This window comes from Paenibacillus sp. D51F, from assembly GCF_053345695.1.
The window spans coordinates 35,321-50,794 of sequence record NZ_JBKFAO010000006.1; the positions used below are offsets into that span (position 1 = coordinate 35,321).

General features: G+C 56.4%; 10 protein-coding genes and 1 other RNA gene. All 11 read left to right on the forward strand.

What is annotated here, in order from left to right; genetic code table 11:
* Nucleotide 1: 1 nt before the first annotated feature.
* The gene (gpmI, locus tag ACLBWT_RS12575; RefSeq protein ID WP_447663456.1) at nt 2-1,540 is read left to right on the forward strand and encodes a 2,3-bisphosphoglycerate-independent phosphoglycerate mutase; all 1,539 of its coding nucleotides are present in this window, start codon (nt 2-4) and stop codon (nt 1,538-1,540) included.
* A 219-nt stretch (nt 1,541-1,759) separates the two neighbouring features.
* Nucleotides 1,760-3,055: a phosphopyruvate hydratase gene (gene eno / locus ACLBWT_RS12580; RefSeq protein WP_076359093.1), complete on the forward strand. Its 1,296-nt coding sequence runs from the start codon at nt 1,760-1,762 to the stop codon at nt 3,053-3,055.
* Between the two features lie 276 nt (nt 3,056-3,331).
* The gene (locus tag ACLBWT_RS12585; RefSeq protein WP_447663457.1) at nt 3,332-3,460 is read left to right on the forward strand and encodes a hypothetical protein; all 129 of its coding nucleotides are present in this window, start codon (nt 3,332-3,334) and stop codon (nt 3,458-3,460) included.
* Between the two features lie 763 nt (nt 3,461-4,223).
* On the forward strand, nt 4,224-4,988 hold the full coding sequence (locus ACLBWT_RS12590) for a sugar phosphate isomerase/epimerase family protein (RefSeq protein ID WP_447663458.1): 765 nt from the start codon (nt 4,224-4,226) through the stop codon (nt 4,986-4,988).
* Nucleotides 4,989-5,216: 228 nt separating this feature from the next.
* Nucleotides 5,217-5,447: a preprotein translocase subunit SecG gene (secG, locus tag ACLBWT_RS12595; protein ID WP_048744964.1), complete on the forward strand. Its 231-nt coding sequence runs from the start codon at nt 5,217-5,219 to the stop codon at nt 5,445-5,447.
* Between the two features lie 167 nt (nt 5,448-5,614).
* Nucleotides 5,615-9,292, forward strand: a complete 3,678-nt coding sequence (locus ACLBWT_RS12600) for a VacB/RNase II family 3'-5' exoribonuclease (RefSeq protein ID WP_447663459.1) — start codon at nt 5,615-5,617, stop codon at nt 9,290-9,292.
* A gap of 334 nt (nt 9,293-9,626) precedes the next feature.
* On the forward strand, nt 9,627-10,112 hold the full coding sequence (gene smpB, locus ACLBWT_RS12605; RefSeq protein ID WP_447663460.1) for an SsrA-binding protein SmpB: 486 nt from the start codon (nt 9,627-9,629) through the stop codon (nt 10,110-10,112).
* A 378-nt stretch (nt 10,113-10,490) separates the two neighbouring features.
* Nucleotides 10,491-10,854: a transfer-messenger RNA gene (ssrA, locus tag ACLBWT_RS12610) on the forward strand.
* 184 nt (nt 10,855-11,038) lie between these two features.
* Complete coding sequence (locus tag ACLBWT_RS12615; RefSeq protein WP_447663461.1) at nt 11,039-12,202, forward strand: YecA family protein; 1,164 nt, start codon at nt 11,039-11,041, stop codon at nt 12,200-12,202.
* A 253-nt stretch (nt 12,203-12,455) separates the two neighbouring features.
* A complete protein-coding gene (locus tag ACLBWT_RS12620; protein ID WP_447663462.1) occupies nt 12,456-14,291 on the forward strand; it encodes a sensor histidine kinase in 1,836 nt (611 codons plus the stop codon).
* The gene (locus ACLBWT_RS12625; protein ID WP_447663463.1) at nt 14,288-15,361 is read left to right on the forward strand and encodes a response regulator; all 1,074 of its coding nucleotides are present in this window, start codon (nt 14,288-14,290) and stop codon (nt 15,359-15,361) included. Before ACLBWT_RS12620 ends, ACLBWT_RS12625 begins: the two co-directional genes overlap by 4 nt.
* The last annotated feature ends 113 nt before the right edge of the window (nt 15,362-15,474 follow it).

Here is a 15,474-nt window from a genome sequence, read left to right on the forward strand (position 1 = left end):
CATGGCTCCCAAACCGGTCGCACTGATCATCATGGACGGCTTCGGCCTCCGCAATGATGTCGTGGGCAATGCGGTCGCTCAGGCCAACAAGCCGAACTACGATCGCTTCATGGCCCAGTTCCCCCATACGACGCTGACCGCCTGCGGCGAAGCCGTCGGCCTTCCTGAAGGCCAGATGGGCAACTCCGAGGTAGGCCATCTGAATATCGGCGCGGGACGCATCGTCTATCAGGACCTCACCCGGATTACGAAGTCGATCCGCGACGGCGAGTTCTTCGACAACGACACGCTGCTCGGCGCCGTGCGCCATGCCAAGCTGAACGGCAAGAAGCTGCATCTGTACGGCCTGCTCAGCGACGGCGGCGTGCACAGCCATATCCAGCATCTGTTCGCGCTGCTTGAGCTGGCCAAGAAGGAAGGGCTGGATCAGGTGTACGTCCATGCCTTCCTCGACGGACGCGACGTCGCTCCGGACAGCGCAGTCGGCTACCTGACCGAGCTGCAGGCGAAGATCGAAGAGCTCGGCGTCGGCCGGATCGCTACGGTCCAGGGCCGCTACTATGCGATGGACCGCGACAAGCGCTGGGAGCGCGTGGAGAAATCCTACCGCGCGATGGTGTACGGAGACGGTCCGAAATACACCGATCCGATCCGCGCCGTGCGTGAATCGTACGAGAAATCCGTCATGGACGAATTCGTCATGCCGACGGTCATCACCGAGGCAGACGGCCAGCCGGTCACGCTGGTGGAGTCCGAGGACGCGGTCGTGTTCTTCAACTTCCGCCCGGACCGCGCCATCCAGCTGTCCCAAGTGTTCATGAACGAAGACTTCCGCGGCTTCGACCGCGGCGACAAGGCTCCAAAGGATCTGTACTTCGTCTGCCTGACGCTGTTCAGCGAGTCGGTCGGAGGCTTCGTCGCCTACAAGCCGAAGAACCTCGACAACACGTTCGGCGAGGTGCTCGTGCAGCAGGGCAAAACGCAGCTGCGGATCGCCGAGACGGAGAAATATCCGCATGTGACGTTCTTCTTCAGCGGCGGACGCGACCAGGAGCTGCCGGGCGAAACCCGCGTCCTGATCAACTCCCCTAAGGTTGCGACCTACGACCTGCAGCCGGAGATGAGCGCCTACGAGGTGGCGGACGCCGCCGTGCGCGAGATCAACTCCGACAAGCATGACGCGATCATCCTGAACTTCGCGAACCCCGACATGGTCGGCCACTCCGGCATGCTGGAGCCGACGATCAAGGCGGTCGAGGCGACGGACGAGTGCATGGGCCGCGTTGTGGACGCCGTGCTCGCCAAAGGCGGCGTCGTGCTCATCACGGCCGACCACGGCAACGCGGACATGGTCATCGGACCGGATGGACGCCCGTTCACGGCTCATACGACCAACCCGGTGCCGCTGATCGTCACCAAGCAGGGCGTCACGCTTCGCGAGAACGGCATTCTGGCCGACATCGCGCCGACGCTGCTCGACCTGCTCGAGCTGCCGCAGCCGGTTGAAATGACCGGCCAAAGCCTGATCAACAAGGCGTAAGGCGCCCTCTTGCGGCCAAGCCGCCAGGCGGTTTTAGGCGGAATAGATGCAAAGGGAGCTGGAGCGAACCGGCCAGCCCGGATAATTCGGCCTCCTTTTGCCAAAAATCAAAGGCGGAAACTCGTCCCGAAGCGCTGTGGCTGGTATACTGTTCTCAGTGCCAGCCAAGCAGGCGGATCTGTCTGCAACCCCACATTCGATAAGGAGTGTTCAAACATTATGTCTATCATCGTTGACGTATACGCACGCGAAGTGCTCGACTCCCGCGGCAACCCTACGGTTGAAGTGGAAGTATCCCTGGAATCCGGCGGCAAAGGCCGCGCCATCGTACCATCCGGCGCATCCACCGGCGCTTACGAGGCTGTAGAGCTTCGCGACGGCGACAAAGGCCGCTACCTCGGCAAAGGCGTTCTGAAAGCCGTTGAAAATGTAAACACGCTGATCGCTCCGGAAATCATCGGCCTCGACGCTCTTGATCAAGTGCTGATCGACCGCAAGATGATCGAGCTCGACGGCACGCACAACAAAGGCAAGCTGGGCGCGAACGCGATCCTGGCCGTGTCCATGGCTGTAGCCCGCGCGGCTGCGGACGCTCTGGACATCCCGCTCTACACGTACCTCGGCGGATTCAACGCCAAAGTGCTGCCGGTTCCGATGATGAACATCATCAACGGCGGCGAGCATGCCGACAACAACGTCGACGTGCAGGAGTTCATGGTTCTGCCTGTCGGCGCTGAAAGCTTCAAGGAAGCTCTGCGCATCGGCGCTGAAATCTTCCACAACCTGAAGTCCGTCCTCAAGGACAAAGGCCTGAACACGGCTGTAGGCGACGAAGGCGGCTTCGCTCCAAACCTCGGCTCCAATGAAGAGGCGATCACGACGATCATCTCCGCAATCGAGCGCGCGGGCTACAAGCCGGGCGTCGACGTCTTCCTCGGCATGGACGTTGCTTCCACCGAGTTCTACAAAGACGGCAAGTACCATCTCGAAGGCGAAGGCAAGTCTTACACTTCGGCCGAGTTCGTCGACCTGCTCGCCAGCTGGGCGGACAAGTACCCGATCCTCACGATCGAAGACGGCTGCTCCGAAGACGACTGGGAAGGTTGGAAGCTGCTGACCGACAAGCTCGGCGGCAAAGTCCAGCTCGTCGGCGACGACCTGTTCGTCACCAACACCGAGCGCCTCTCCGACGGCATCGACAAAGGCGTGGGCAACTCCATCCTCGTCAAAGTCAACCAAATCGGTTCCCTGACCGAGACTTTCGACGCGATCGAAATGGCGAAGCGCGCTGGCTACACGGCTGTCATCTCCCACCGTTCCGGCGAGAGCGAAGACAGCACGATCGCCGACATCGCCGTTGCGACGAACGCCGGCCAGATTAAGACGGGCGCTCCTTCCCGTACGGACCGCGTAGCGAAGTACAACCAACTGCTCCGCATCGAGGACCAGCTCGGTTCCACGGCTCAATACGCCGGCCGCAGCGCGTTCTACAACCTCAAAAACCTCAAGAAATAAGAACATTTCCGGACATTTCCGGCTGGCTTGATGCCGGCCGGGAAGGTTCAGCGGAATCCCCTGCGTGTGCGCGCAGGGGATTTTTTTGCATTCGGCTGGCGCGGCACAGAACAAGCGGGTGGGGGGATGAAGGGTTTGGATTAGGGAAGTGATGGCAAGGGCGGTCATGGGCGGTCTTGGCGGTCATGGGCGGTGCAATAGACTTTTATTTGCTTGAGCGAGTCGGAGATGAGGCTGAACGATTCTTTTGGACCGGTGGAGGCAAGGGGGATTGGAATGGGATTGGATAAAACAAGGAAAAGGCAAGGAAAAGGCAAGGAAAAGGCAAGGAAAAGGCAAGGAAAAGGCAAGGAAAAGGCAAGGAAAAGGCAAGGAAAAGGCAAGGTAACAGCAACGGCAAAGTAGCGGCAACGGCAAGGTAAAGGCAACGGCAAGTTAATACAACGGCAAGGTAACGACAACGGCAACGGAGACGGCAAGGTAACGACAACGGCAACGGAGACGGCAAGGTAGCGGCAAAGGACCGGCAAGGGTAGGGATTGAGCTAGACAACTGAGTAGAATGAAGGTCGGAATCGATCAGGCATAGAATGAGAATGAGAATGTAGATGGAGACTAGATTCAACGCGGATATGCTGAAAAAGCGGGCTGGATCAAGCTATCGGACATAGGATCCGTTATTTTCGAGGATATGCCGGAATTTCATTTTTATCGGACATACGTTCCGTTATTTCCTCGTTTTCAATCGGGAAAGAGATAATTGTTCACAAATAACGGATCGTATGTCCGATACGATCTAAAAAGGGCTGAATCGGGACAAATAGCGGATCGTATGTCCGATACGATCTGAAAAAAGCTGAATCGGGACAAATAACGGATCGTATGTCCGGCACGTTTTGAAAAGAGCTGAATCGGAACGAAAAACGGAGGTTATGTCCTCAAGAGCGGTTCTGATACCCGGTACGAAGACTATGCGTCGGGACGAAAAAAGGAACGGACCAATGGCTCCCAATAGTGCCGATTCCCCAGTGAACAGCGGCACTCCTGAATGGAGGCTCAGGACGCTCGTGCCAAAATCACAAACAAACGGCACAAAAACGGGCATAGTTGTGTGCGATTGAAAGCGCTATACTGTAGCTATCCCAATCGAACAGGCGGTGTTTGGAATTATGGCAAAACCTCAAGTCGGATTGCAGCTATACACGCTCCGCGACCAGACGGAAAAGGACTTCCTCGGAACGATCAGCAAGGTAGCTGAAATGGGCTATGAGTACGTGGAATTCGCCGGATATTTCAACACGAGCGCGGCAGACTTGAAAAAGGCGATGGAGGAAGCCGGCATCAAAGCGGTATCCGCACACGTCGGCCTGAGCTTCAACGAACCGGACAAGATCGAATCCGATCTGGCCAAGCAGATTGAATTCGCCAAGGAAATCGGACTCAAGTATATTATTACTCCGTGGGCTCCGTTGCCTGAGAGCCCTACAATGGCCGATGTAGACAGCCTCGCGGCGACTCTCGAGCGCGCGGCTCGCCAGGTCAAGGAAGCAGGCCTGATGTACGGCTACCACAACCATGACTTCGAATTCAAGATGGTGGACGGCAAGCCGCTCATCGACATTTTGCTGGAGAAGATTCCTGCCGATCTGATGATCATGGAATTCGACCTCGGCTGGGTGCATATGGGCGGCCAATCGCCTGCGGAATACGTCAAGAAATATGCCGGACGCACTCCGGTCATCCATCTGAAGGACTTCGGGGACGGCCGCCGCGATACGGAAGTGGGCAGCGGAGTCGTTGATTTCGAGAGCGTCTTCGCCATTGCCGAGAATGCCGGCATCGAGTATTTCATCGTGGAGCAGGAGGAGTTCGCCAGCTCCTCGCTCGAGAGCGCGAAGCTCAGCCTCGAATACCTTCGCAGCAAAGGCTACTGAGAGAAGCGCCGATGAGCCGCTGGACTCTTCCGGCCCGGAAGAGTCCAGCGGCTTTCTCTTGTTCTCGGGCGGATGCCTATGGTACAATCAGAGTGCTGTTCATGAACGGTTTTGCCCATGCAAACCGTTTTCCGCGGCGTGGAAGGCGATCTGCATGTGCAAAACTTCAGCTATTCATTAGCGGCAGGCAGCCGGGAGGCTGTACGAAAGCTGGGAGGTAACAAACGCATGGATACATTTCTGAAAATTCTGCTCGTGATTTTTTCCCTTGGTTTGATTGCGGTCGTATTGCTGCAAAAGGGCAAGAGCGCAGGCCTCTCCGGAGCGATCTCCGGCGGAGCGGAGCACCTGTTCGGCAAGCAGAAAGCTCGCGGACTGGATCTGTTCCTGCAGCGCCTGACGATTGGACTGGCAGCCGGATTTTTCATCCTGGCGCTTCTGGTCGCTTACCTGAAATAGCAAGCCGAATGCATCGATAAAGCGGGGGAGATCCCCGCTTTTTCTTTTTTTTGTCGCGCAGGTAGGTTGATGAAGCCGTATTTCGTGTATACTACATGATATAGAGAAAGTGGTTGGATCTGCCAGCACCTACGGGCGCCCGACGGCATGAGGTGAGAAGGAGAACGATGACAACGAAACAAGACTTGCTGGACTTGATGAACCAGCCGGCGTACAAGCCGATGACGTATCAAGAGCTCGAAAGGCAGCTGGGCATCGACAATGCCTCCGATTTCAAAGCGTTTCTCAAGCTTCTCAATGAGCTGGAAGACGAAGGCACCTTGCTTCGCACCGACAGCGGGGCTTATGGATTGCCTCAGCATCTGAATTTGTTGAAAGGACGTCTGCAGGCGCATGCCAAGGGCTTTGGCTTCCTCATTCCGGAGGACAAGACCCATGCAGACGTGTATATCGGCGCGAATGACCTCGGCACCGCCATGAACGGCGATATTCTGCTCGTCAAAGTGACGGAGCGGACTCCTGGCGGAGGCCGCATGGAAGGCGAAGTCGTCCAGATCGTGGAACGCGCCGTTTCCCAGCTCGTCGGAACGTTCGAGAGCCATGAGACGTTCGGTTTTGTCACGCCGGACGACAAGCGCATCAACCGCGATATTTTCGTGCCCCAGGGATCCTTCGGCGGCGCTGTGACCGGCATGAAGGTCGTAGCCCGCATTACGAACTATCCGGAAGGCCGGGCGGCAGCTCAAGGCGAGATCGTCGAGGTGCTCGGGCACAAGAACGATCCCGGTGTCGACATCCTCTCCATCATCCGCAAGCACCAGCTGCCGGAGAGCTTCCCCGACGACGTCATGGAGGAAGCCGAGGCGGCTCCGGATGCCATTACCGAGGAAGAGATCATCAGCCAGGGCCGCCGCGATCTGCGCGGCAAGACGGTCGTCACGATCGACGGCGAGGATGCCAAGGACCTCGACGATGCCGTTCAAGTCGAGCGGCTGCCCAACGGCAATTATTTGCTCGGCGTTCATATTGCCGATGTCAGTTACTATGTCCGGGACAAATCCGCTCTGGACCAGGAAGCTTACCGCCGCGGGACAAGCGTCTATTTGACCGACAGGGTCATTCCGATGCTGCCGCATCGCCTCTCCAACGGCATCTGTTCCCTGCATCCGCAGGTGGACCGTCTGACGATGTCCTGCGAGATGGAGTTCGACGCCAGCACGCTGAAACGGGTTCGCCATGATATCTTCACGAGCGTCATTCGGACCAAGGAGCGCATGTCCTATACGAATGTGCGCAAGATACTGGCTCCGGACGAGGCGGAGGAGGATGTCGTCAGCACGAACGCGCTGATGGAGGAATCCCATCGCCGCGCCCAAGGAGATGCTGGCGAGGACATTCGCCATGCCGGTTCCGATGAGGAAGCGGAAGTGGACGAGAGCCTGCGCGGCCATGCCGAGCGGCTGCCTGAGGGCGGTATGGGTCTCATCATCGAAGGCGGAGACGCCGGCATTCCCGAAGAAGAGGAAACGGACGAGCATTCGGCCGATTACCTGGAGGACGAAGAGGATGCGGCTGAGCTGCTGCAGGCCGAGAAGCTGCCTCCGGGCGGCATGGGCCTCATCATCGAGACCAGCGATGCCGGTCCTCTGCCGGAGGATTCGGAGTTCGCCTCCGACGAGGACGGCCATGTGCCGGACGAAGGCCAGGCTGCTGCTGGACATTCCGCCGCGCTGGACAAGTCCGGTCCCGGACCGCAACATCCTTGGCTGTCGGAAACTCCGGAGCCTACCCGCAACCGGAACCGCAACCGTAAGGGAGAGGTTGTCCGGAGCAGTCCGGAGGATTTCGACCAGCTGGATGCTTTTGCAGCCGGAGAAGCTTCCGTTCCTCAAGAAAGCGAGGAGGACCGGGCCGTTCGGGAAGCTGCCGAGCGCCAGGAGCGCGCCGAGCGCCGCGAGGAAAAAGCCCGCCTGATGGAGCGTTATGCGGATCTCGTGCCGATGTTCCATCTCATGGAGGAGCTGGCGATGAAGCTTCGCCGCCAGCGCATGAAGCGCGGCGCGGTCGACTTCGACTTCCAAGAGTCCAAGATCATCGTGGACGACGAGGGCAAGCCGATCGACATCGTGAAGCGCGAGCGTTCCGTCGCCGAGATGATCATCGAGGAATTCATGCTGGCGGCCAACGAGACGGTAGCGGAGCATTTCTACTGGCTCAAGGTTCCGTTCCTGTACCGGGTCCATGAGAATCCCGACAACGAGAAGCTGATGACCTTCATCACGATCGCTTCCAACTTCGGCTACGCCATCAAGGGCAAAGGCAACGCGGTCCATCCCAAGGCGCTTCAATCGCTGCTGGAAGAGATCAAAGGAACAAAGGAACAGACCATCCTCTCGACGATGATGCTCCGTTCCATGAAGCAGGCCCGTTACGATGCCCAGAGCCTTGGCCATTACGGCCTGGCCGCGGAGTTCTACAGCCACTTCACGTCGCCGATCCGGCGTTATCCCGATCTGGTCATCCACAGGGTGATCCGAGAGGTGCTGGAGAGCGGCGGAACGCTGTCCGAGTCGCGTCTGGAGACGCTGACTGCCCGGATGCCGGAGATTGCCCAGCAATCGTCCGAGCGCGAGCGGGCAGCCGTAGACGCGGAGCGGGATACGGACCAGCTTAAGAAATGTCAATTTATGCTTGATAAAGTAGGAGAAGAGTTCACGGGCATCATCAGCAGCGTGACCGGCTTCGGAATTTTCGTGGAGCTGCCGAACACGGTAGAAGGTCTGATTCGACTCAGCGATCTGAGCGACGACTATTACCACTTTGACGATCAGAAAATGGTCCTCATCGGTGAGCGCACCTCCAACATGTATCGCATCGGGGACGAGGTGAAAGTGCGCGTGGAGCGTGTAAATATGGATGACCATACGATCGATTTCGCCATGGTCGAGAGCGGCAATCGCGCAGGAGCCCAGCAGGGCGGAGCGCGGGGCAACCGCAACCGCGGCGGCAGAGGCCGCCGCGGCAAGGAAGGCGCTGCGCCAAGAGGCGGCAGCGACAACGGCCAAGCCGCACGCGCTGGAGCCGGCGGCAAGACCGCCGAGCGCAGCGCAGCCGCGCCGGCAGCACCGGCAGGCGGCGGACGCGGCCAGGCAGCGAAGCGCGGCGGCGGAGCTCCTGCCGGCGCGCGCGGCCAGGGCGCAGCAGCCGCACGCGGACCGCGCAGCGGCGGCAGAGGCCGCCGCGACAGCGGTTTCGGGCCGAATGGCTGGCGGGGCAGCATGCCGGAGGACATCCCTAATGTACGGGATGACAATCCGTGGAGCGTGCGCGAGGGCGGCAAGACAGAGAGCTCGAAGCGTATGGATATGTGGGGCCTTCCGGTTCCGCCGAGCAGCATGGGCAACCGTGCCGGCGGACGTCCGGGCGCAGGCGCTCCGGGCGGCGGCAAAGGCCGCGGCCCGGCAGCCGGCGGAGAGGGCGGCCCTCGCGGCGGCTCCCGTCCTCCTAAGGGCGGACGCGGTCCTGTCATCTCCGCGGTTCCGCAGGAGACGACGGCAGCGCCGCAGGACAGCACGTCGGCAGGCAATCGCCAGCGCCGCAAGAAGCGTAAGGGCGGCAGCACGGCGCCTTCCATCCGCCAGGTGACGGATGTCGATATCCAAGAGATCTTCGCGGACTTCGACCGCAATGAAGGCGACTCCGCGGCGGCTCCGGCCGCTGCCGAGGGCGGCCCTTCCAAGCGCAGCCGTTCCCGCCGCAAGAAGAACAAAGGCGGCGCGGGAGCTCCTCCTGCGAGCGGCGGCGATGCCGGCGCGAACCAGGGCGGCAGCACGCCGGAAGCATAAGGTATAGCTTGTGGCGCAGGGCAAGCCTTCTCAGCCAGATGAATGATTCGATATCCCGCTGAGGCGGGTATGAACACGGGGATTGCCGATGCGGCAATCCCCGGTTTTTCATCTCGAAGAAGATGGCGGTAGCCGCCATAAGCAGCTCAGCCTTCTCGAACCATGTCATTCACATTCGCCAAATAACCGTTACCTAGTCCATCGGCATCAAGAAGAACGGTCCTGCATAAGTCAGAGCGATTGCTGAGCGGCGATTTCCTTTGCTACAATAAGATCCGATAGGACTTAAAGCAGTCAATCAATCCATTCCGACGACAGAAGGGAGCGAAGCACCATGGCTCCGAAGAAGGACCAGTCCCAGAAGCCGCTGGCTCAGAACAAAAAGGCTTCCCACGATTATTTCATCGAGGAAACCTACGAAGCCGGCATGGTGCTCATGGGTACGGAAATCAAATCCCTGCGGACCGGACGCGCCAATCTCAACGATGCGTTCGCAACGATCCGCAATGGCGAGATGTTCCTGAACAACATGCATATCAGTCCGTTCGAGCAGGGCAACCGCCACAATCCGACCGATCCGACGCGTGCTCGCAAGCTGCTGATGCACAAGTCGCAGATCGCGAAGCTGTACGGCCAGTCCAAGCAGGAAGGCTACTCCATCGTGCCGCTGAAGATTTATGTGCGCAACGGTTATGCCAAGATTCTGATCGGGCTCGGCAAGGGCAAGAAGCAATACGACAAGCGCGATACGGCCGCGAAGCGGGATGCCCAGCGCGATATCCAGCGGGCTCTGCGCGAGAAGCAGAAGGTGGCTCGGTAGCAAGCAAGCAAGCAACCTGTTGCAGGGGAGTACGCTAATCCGACTTGTGCAGGACTGCTTTCAGCAATCCGAGGCAAAGGAACAACGAGACTTTCGATTGCAAATCATCAAGATCTGCACGATCGGTGATTGAAAATTAGCTGTGTCTCATCCAGTTGGATGGTGGATTGGCTCCATCACCAGATATCAGCGTTGTTTCCAGCACTTCCTTCGCAATTGCGGCGTCATCTGTGTTATACTAAGTCCATAGTAATCGTTACGTTGGTCTTTGATTATTTTTGCAATGCTGTGCCGCTTGTCTCGTCACAGTCCTTGCGCTTCGGACCGCCGCGCTTACCCTGCAGCTTAGGTGCAGGATAAGGCTGGACGGATCTGTTCGGGGGCGTTTATGGATTCGACGGGGGTAGTTCGAGCATGGGTTGCGGGTAGTGGGGACGCGTCCGCTTTATCAACGCTAAAGCCTATTAAATGGCAACCAACGTACTTCTTTAGCAGCAGCCTAAGAAACTGTATGCTAAGCTCCTCTCCAGCATCGCCTATGTGCCGGATGTAGGGGCTCACTCTTAGTAGGCTACGCTGTCACATCTCCGCCTGGGGTGTGCTGAAGAAGACAATCAGGCTGACCCAGATCGCAGCCGGTTACGGGGCGTCGGCCTGGGTGACATCAAATCCGTGACTACACCCGTAGATGCCTGTGTGCCGTTGCCTTCGGACAGGGGTTCAAATCCCCTCGCCTCCATACTGAAAATCCACAACCTTGAGGTTGTGGATTTTTGCTTTCGCTGACTTGTAATCGGGGATTGCTTCAAGTTATGAATTGACTTCGGACCTGGAACTCATTTGTCGGATACTTTCACTTGGTTCAATTGCGAGCCGGGTTAGGGTACAATTGATTTATATGGGTTGATAGGTAAAGGAGTTATGAAATGGATTTAGATTTGGAAAAAGAGATGCAGCAGCTGAACGTCAACCATGCGATCAAAGGTTCAGTCGTGACTGGTTTGAAGGATATTCTTGCACGGCTGAACAAAGATCGATTGAATTTCATTGCTGCGAATTGCGCGCTGACAGGGCGCTCCAAGCTGAAAAAGCAGGAGCTCGCGGATGCGCTATGCGAGCGGATTACGAATGCGAATCAAGTGCGTTTGGCTTTCCTTACAGCGGAAGAGCAGGAATGGGAGCTTGTGTGCCGACTTCTAAAAGCCCCGTATATTCAGGATAATGCTGTTTTTGCGAATGCTTACTTGTTTTTGATGGATAAAGGCTTGGTGTTCAGCTTCATGGAGCGGGACCAGCTGTTCTTTGTCATGCCGGAGGAAGTGAAGGCTGCATACAAGACGCTTGATCAGAAATCATTCCGTGAAGAACGCAGTATAACCCAGCTAGTACTTCGGTATATTGAAGCTGCGGCCAATCTGTATGGAATCTGTCCCGTTTCGAAGATTATCGAGATTATCAATGATCAAAACGGCGGCGGCTTGACGGAGGAGCAATTCAATCGAATCCGATCATCCGTCTCGGATAAAATGCTGACCTGGGACATTCAGCGAGGATTTCTATATAGCGATGGCTTGGATGGAGAAAGCCTGGACGATTATGAAGCGTTCTTGGAGAGTGTACAGAACAAGCCGTACTACATTCCTCCCAAGGAAGAGCTGCTGCGTTACGCGGAAATGGATTATTTCGAGAAGACGCCCCAGCTGGATGTATTGAAGAGCTATATCATGCGGCAGTTGGGCGAAGGAGAGCGGATGGCTGACGCGATCGTGGATGATATCCAGCTCGCATGTTCGATGGAAGAGCCGCTTGACGTCATCATGGAAGAATTTGAGAGGCGTAGTATCCGCTTGAGCAAGAAGCAGCTGACCGATATGATGCCGCTCATTATTGATGTGCACAATACGACGAGAATGTGGTCCAATCGCGGCTTTACTCCTCATGAGCTAAGTCCGAGGCGAAGCCGGAGCGAGAATGCCGGCAACGTGGTCCAGTTCCCATCGGCATCCTCGAAAGTCGGCAGAAACGAACCTTGTCCATGCGGCAGCGGGAAAAAACATAAAAAGTGCTGTCTTTTGAAAAAGTCCCACTAATGAAGACATTTGAACGATCGTCGTACGATGGGTTAAACGAGGCTAGGCTAAGCCAAGATCAGACAAGCAGACAGGTTGATTGCGCAGCTTCCCGAAACATCTGAATCATTAAGCGGGTGTCGAATTATGGATTTACCCATACGACCCCTCGCCTTCATACTGAAATCCACAACCTCAATGGTTGTGGATTTTTGCTTTTTCTCCGGATTGCTAATGGTTTGTGCAAGGCAACTTTCCTCTCTACCTAGGAAGGATGATCATGCCGAACAGCGAATATTGTTCCATACTTATCGGGAGGAGCTGGAGATGCGGTGATCATTGGATGAAGCCTACAAGTAGGAAGATAAGTTTCTTGCGCATGCTGCGCAGCCGGTTCATGTTCTCCTCTCTCCGCAAACGAATCATGGTGCTTTTGACCGTCGGCCTTGTAGGATGCGCCGTCTTGATGGCGTCTGTGTCCTATAATGCGATCTACACGATGCAGCGAGATAAAATCAAGACCTCCATGGCTTTTGATCTGCACCAGCAAACATCGAAGGTGAACCAGATGTACAGCAGCCTGCTTCAGGTTACGCAGCAGATGACGCCGGAAGGAACGGTCGGCAACCTGATGGAAACGTATCTCTCTGCCACGGATATTTATAGCCAGCGTCTTCTCTCGCGCGATATTTCCTACAATATTGGCTTGATTACGTTTTCGAACCCGGCTATGGAACTGGTGATGTATTATAATCCTGCAAGCGGGAATGCTGCATATTCGAATTTGCCGCTGCGCGGCGGCTTCACACGCCAATCCTTGCCCGATGTAGCCGGCATGGGGGAGTTGAAATACCAGTCTCCGCATAAATCTCTATGCCGATTCAGCGATGATCAGGTTGTGTCGGTGACACGGGAAATTCGATTTTCAGACGGAACGCAGCTAGTCGTGTATGTCGAAGCCAAATCCGATATCATCACCGATATGAATTCGTTGGCGGAAAGCTTGAATATCCCCTATACGCTTATATTCACCGACACGACGGGCTCGGTGACCTACAGCAGCAACTCAACTGCTTATGCGGTTGGCCAACATCTCCGGCTAAGCGGCCAATCCGGGATGACGGACGGTTATGTATGGAACCGGATGCAAGGCGAATACGGCTACGACATCACGCTGCTGCTTCCCGTCTCCAGCTACAACCACGAGCTCTACACGTGGAAAAATCATATGTATTGGATTCTCGCCGTTGCTCTCTTCATGATGGTTATGCTCACTCTGTTATTGCGGCGGCTCATCAACAGGCCGTTTCTAATGATCGAAAAGGAGATGAGGACGTTCGGCAAGGGATACATGGGCACCAGCCGCTATCATACGGGGATCGATGAATTTGACCGAATATTCCATCAGTTCAATGTTATGAAACGGCAAATTCAACAGCTGATCCTGGATGTCGAGCAGAAGGAGAAGCGCCGCCATCAGCTGGAGATCGAAAAGCTCGCCTATCAGATCAACCCGCATTTTCTGATGAATACGCTCAATTCGGTCCGCTGGCTGGCGGTCATGCATAAGCAGGCGGAGATCGAGAGATTTGTTTCCTCGCTTATTTTTTTGCTTAGCTACAACCTGGGAAAGTCGAAGGAGAGGGCTACCTTACGGTCGGAAATAGAGGTCATGCGGACCTATCTGGAGCTGCAGCAGATGCGGCATGATTTTGAGGTGGAGCTGGCTGTTGCGGAAGGGGCCTACCTCGACAGCTCTGTTGCGAGATTCATTCTGCAGCCCATCGTGGAAAATGCCGTCTGCCACGGCCTAGACGATCACGGCAAGCTGGAAATCAGCATTTGGCCGGATGAAACGGCACAGATGGTGCGTATCGTCATCCGCGACGACGGCAAAGGGCTGAGTCGGGAGACGCTGGCCTTGCTGCAGCGCGACACGCCGGATCAGCAGCAGACAGGCTGGGGGATCGGGCTTCGTTATGTTCGATCCATGCTGGAATCATTTTATGGCTATAAAGCCCGCATAGGGATAGAAAGCACTCCGAATCAAGGCACGACGGTCACGTTAGAGCTTCCTGTTCTCCATCCCAGAAAGGAGAGTGCGAGTTGATCCGTGTATTGATTGTCGACGATGACAAGCTTGCCCGCAAAGGCTTGATCTCGATTATGCCCTGGTCCGATCACGATATGATGGTTGTGGGAGAGGCGGCGAACGGCGCGAAGGCACTGGAGTTCATGGAAAGGCATGAGGTGGATCTCATGTTCGTGGATCTCTCGATGCCCGTGATGTCAGGAATGGAGCTGCTTCAAGTAACAAGGCAACGATTTCCGGGGCTGCGCTCCGTGATTTTATCTTTTCATGAAGAGTTTGAGAATGTGCAGACGGCCTACCGTATGGGCGTGCTCGATTATATATCCAAGGTGCGTCTGGAATCGGAGGACGACGAGCAGATATTGAAGCGGATCCGGCAGCAAATGACAGGAGAAATGCCTCAGCGTTCAGCCAAGCCTTCGGTGTCATCCTCGCCTGCGCCTGCCCCCGAGCAAAACAACGGCTCACTGGAGGAAGAAGAGTGGTGCGCATTGGAGCAGGAATGGCGCTCTCTCTACTGGCTCTATAACGAATCGGTCTTCCAGCGCCTATGCAAACAGACCGCAGAAGCCAAGGTTTCCTTGCGCCGTCTGGAAGGGCTGTGGATGCGTGTGCTGTCGCAGCTGGAGTCTGCTTTCGCCCTGAATGCCGAGCTCCGGTCGGATGCCAACGATGTCCGGTCGGCGCTGGAATGGCTGCGCGATTTCAGGAGACGTGTCCATGCGCAGGTCGAGGCTTCAACCGATCTTGCCAATACGACCATAAGCATTCTGAAGGCGGTGTTGTTCATTCGCGAGCAGGCTTCGAGTACGCTGCATGCCGAGGATGTCGCCGATCATGTCCACATGAGCCGAAGCTATTTCAGCCAATGCTTCAAGAAGCTGACAGGGTCGACGTTCAACGAATACTTGAGACAAGAGCGGATAAGAGCCGCCGAGCGGCTGCTCTGCGAGACCAACCAATCGATTGCTTGGGTTGCTCATGCCGTAGGCTACAACGACTCCAAGTATTTCTCCCAGCTGTTCTATGAACAGACCCGTCTTCTGCCTTCCGAATTCCGGGCCCAATTCCATAGGGGGGATGAATGATGGCAATCTATCGCACAAATGCCTGCCTCATCCCCGTATCCGCCACAAAACACGGCACATCCGTCCGACTTTTTTTCCCCGCTTCAAAGGTACAATGAGAGGGCAAGGAACCA

Coding starts and splice junctions, on each gene's coding strand:
- eno (WP_076359093.1), top strand. CDS start 1,760: ATGTCTATCATCGTTGACGTATACGCACGCGAAGTGCTCGACTCCCGC.
- ACLBWT_RS12600 (WP_447663459.1), top strand. CDS start 5,615: ATGACAACGAAACAAGACTTGCTGGACTTGATGAACCAGCCGGCGTAC.
- ACLBWT_RS12615 (WP_447663461.1), top strand. CDS start 11,039: ATGGATTTAGATTTGGAAAAAGAGATGCAGCAGCTGAACGTCAACCAT.
- gpmI (WP_447663456.1), top strand. CDS start 2: ATGGCTCCCAAACCGGTCGCACTGATCATCATGGACGGCTTCGGCCTC.
- ACLBWT_RS12585 (WP_447663457.1), top strand. CDS start 3,332: ATGGGATTGGATAAAACAAGGAAAAGGCAAGGAAAAGGCAAGGAAAAG.
- ACLBWT_RS12620 (WP_447663462.1), top strand. CDS start 12,456: ATGATCATGCCGAACAGCGAATATTGTTCCATACTTATCGGGAGGAGC.
- smpB (WP_447663460.1), top strand. CDS start 9,627: ATGGCTCCGAAGAAGGACCAGTCCCAGAAGCCGCTGGCTCAGAACAAA.
- ACLBWT_RS12590 (WP_447663458.1), top strand. CDS start 4,224: ATGGCAAAACCTCAAGTCGGATTGCAGCTATACACGCTCCGCGACCAG.
- secG (WP_048744964.1), top strand. CDS start 5,217: ATGGATACATTTCTGAAAATTCTGCTCGTGATTTTTTCCCTTGGTTTG.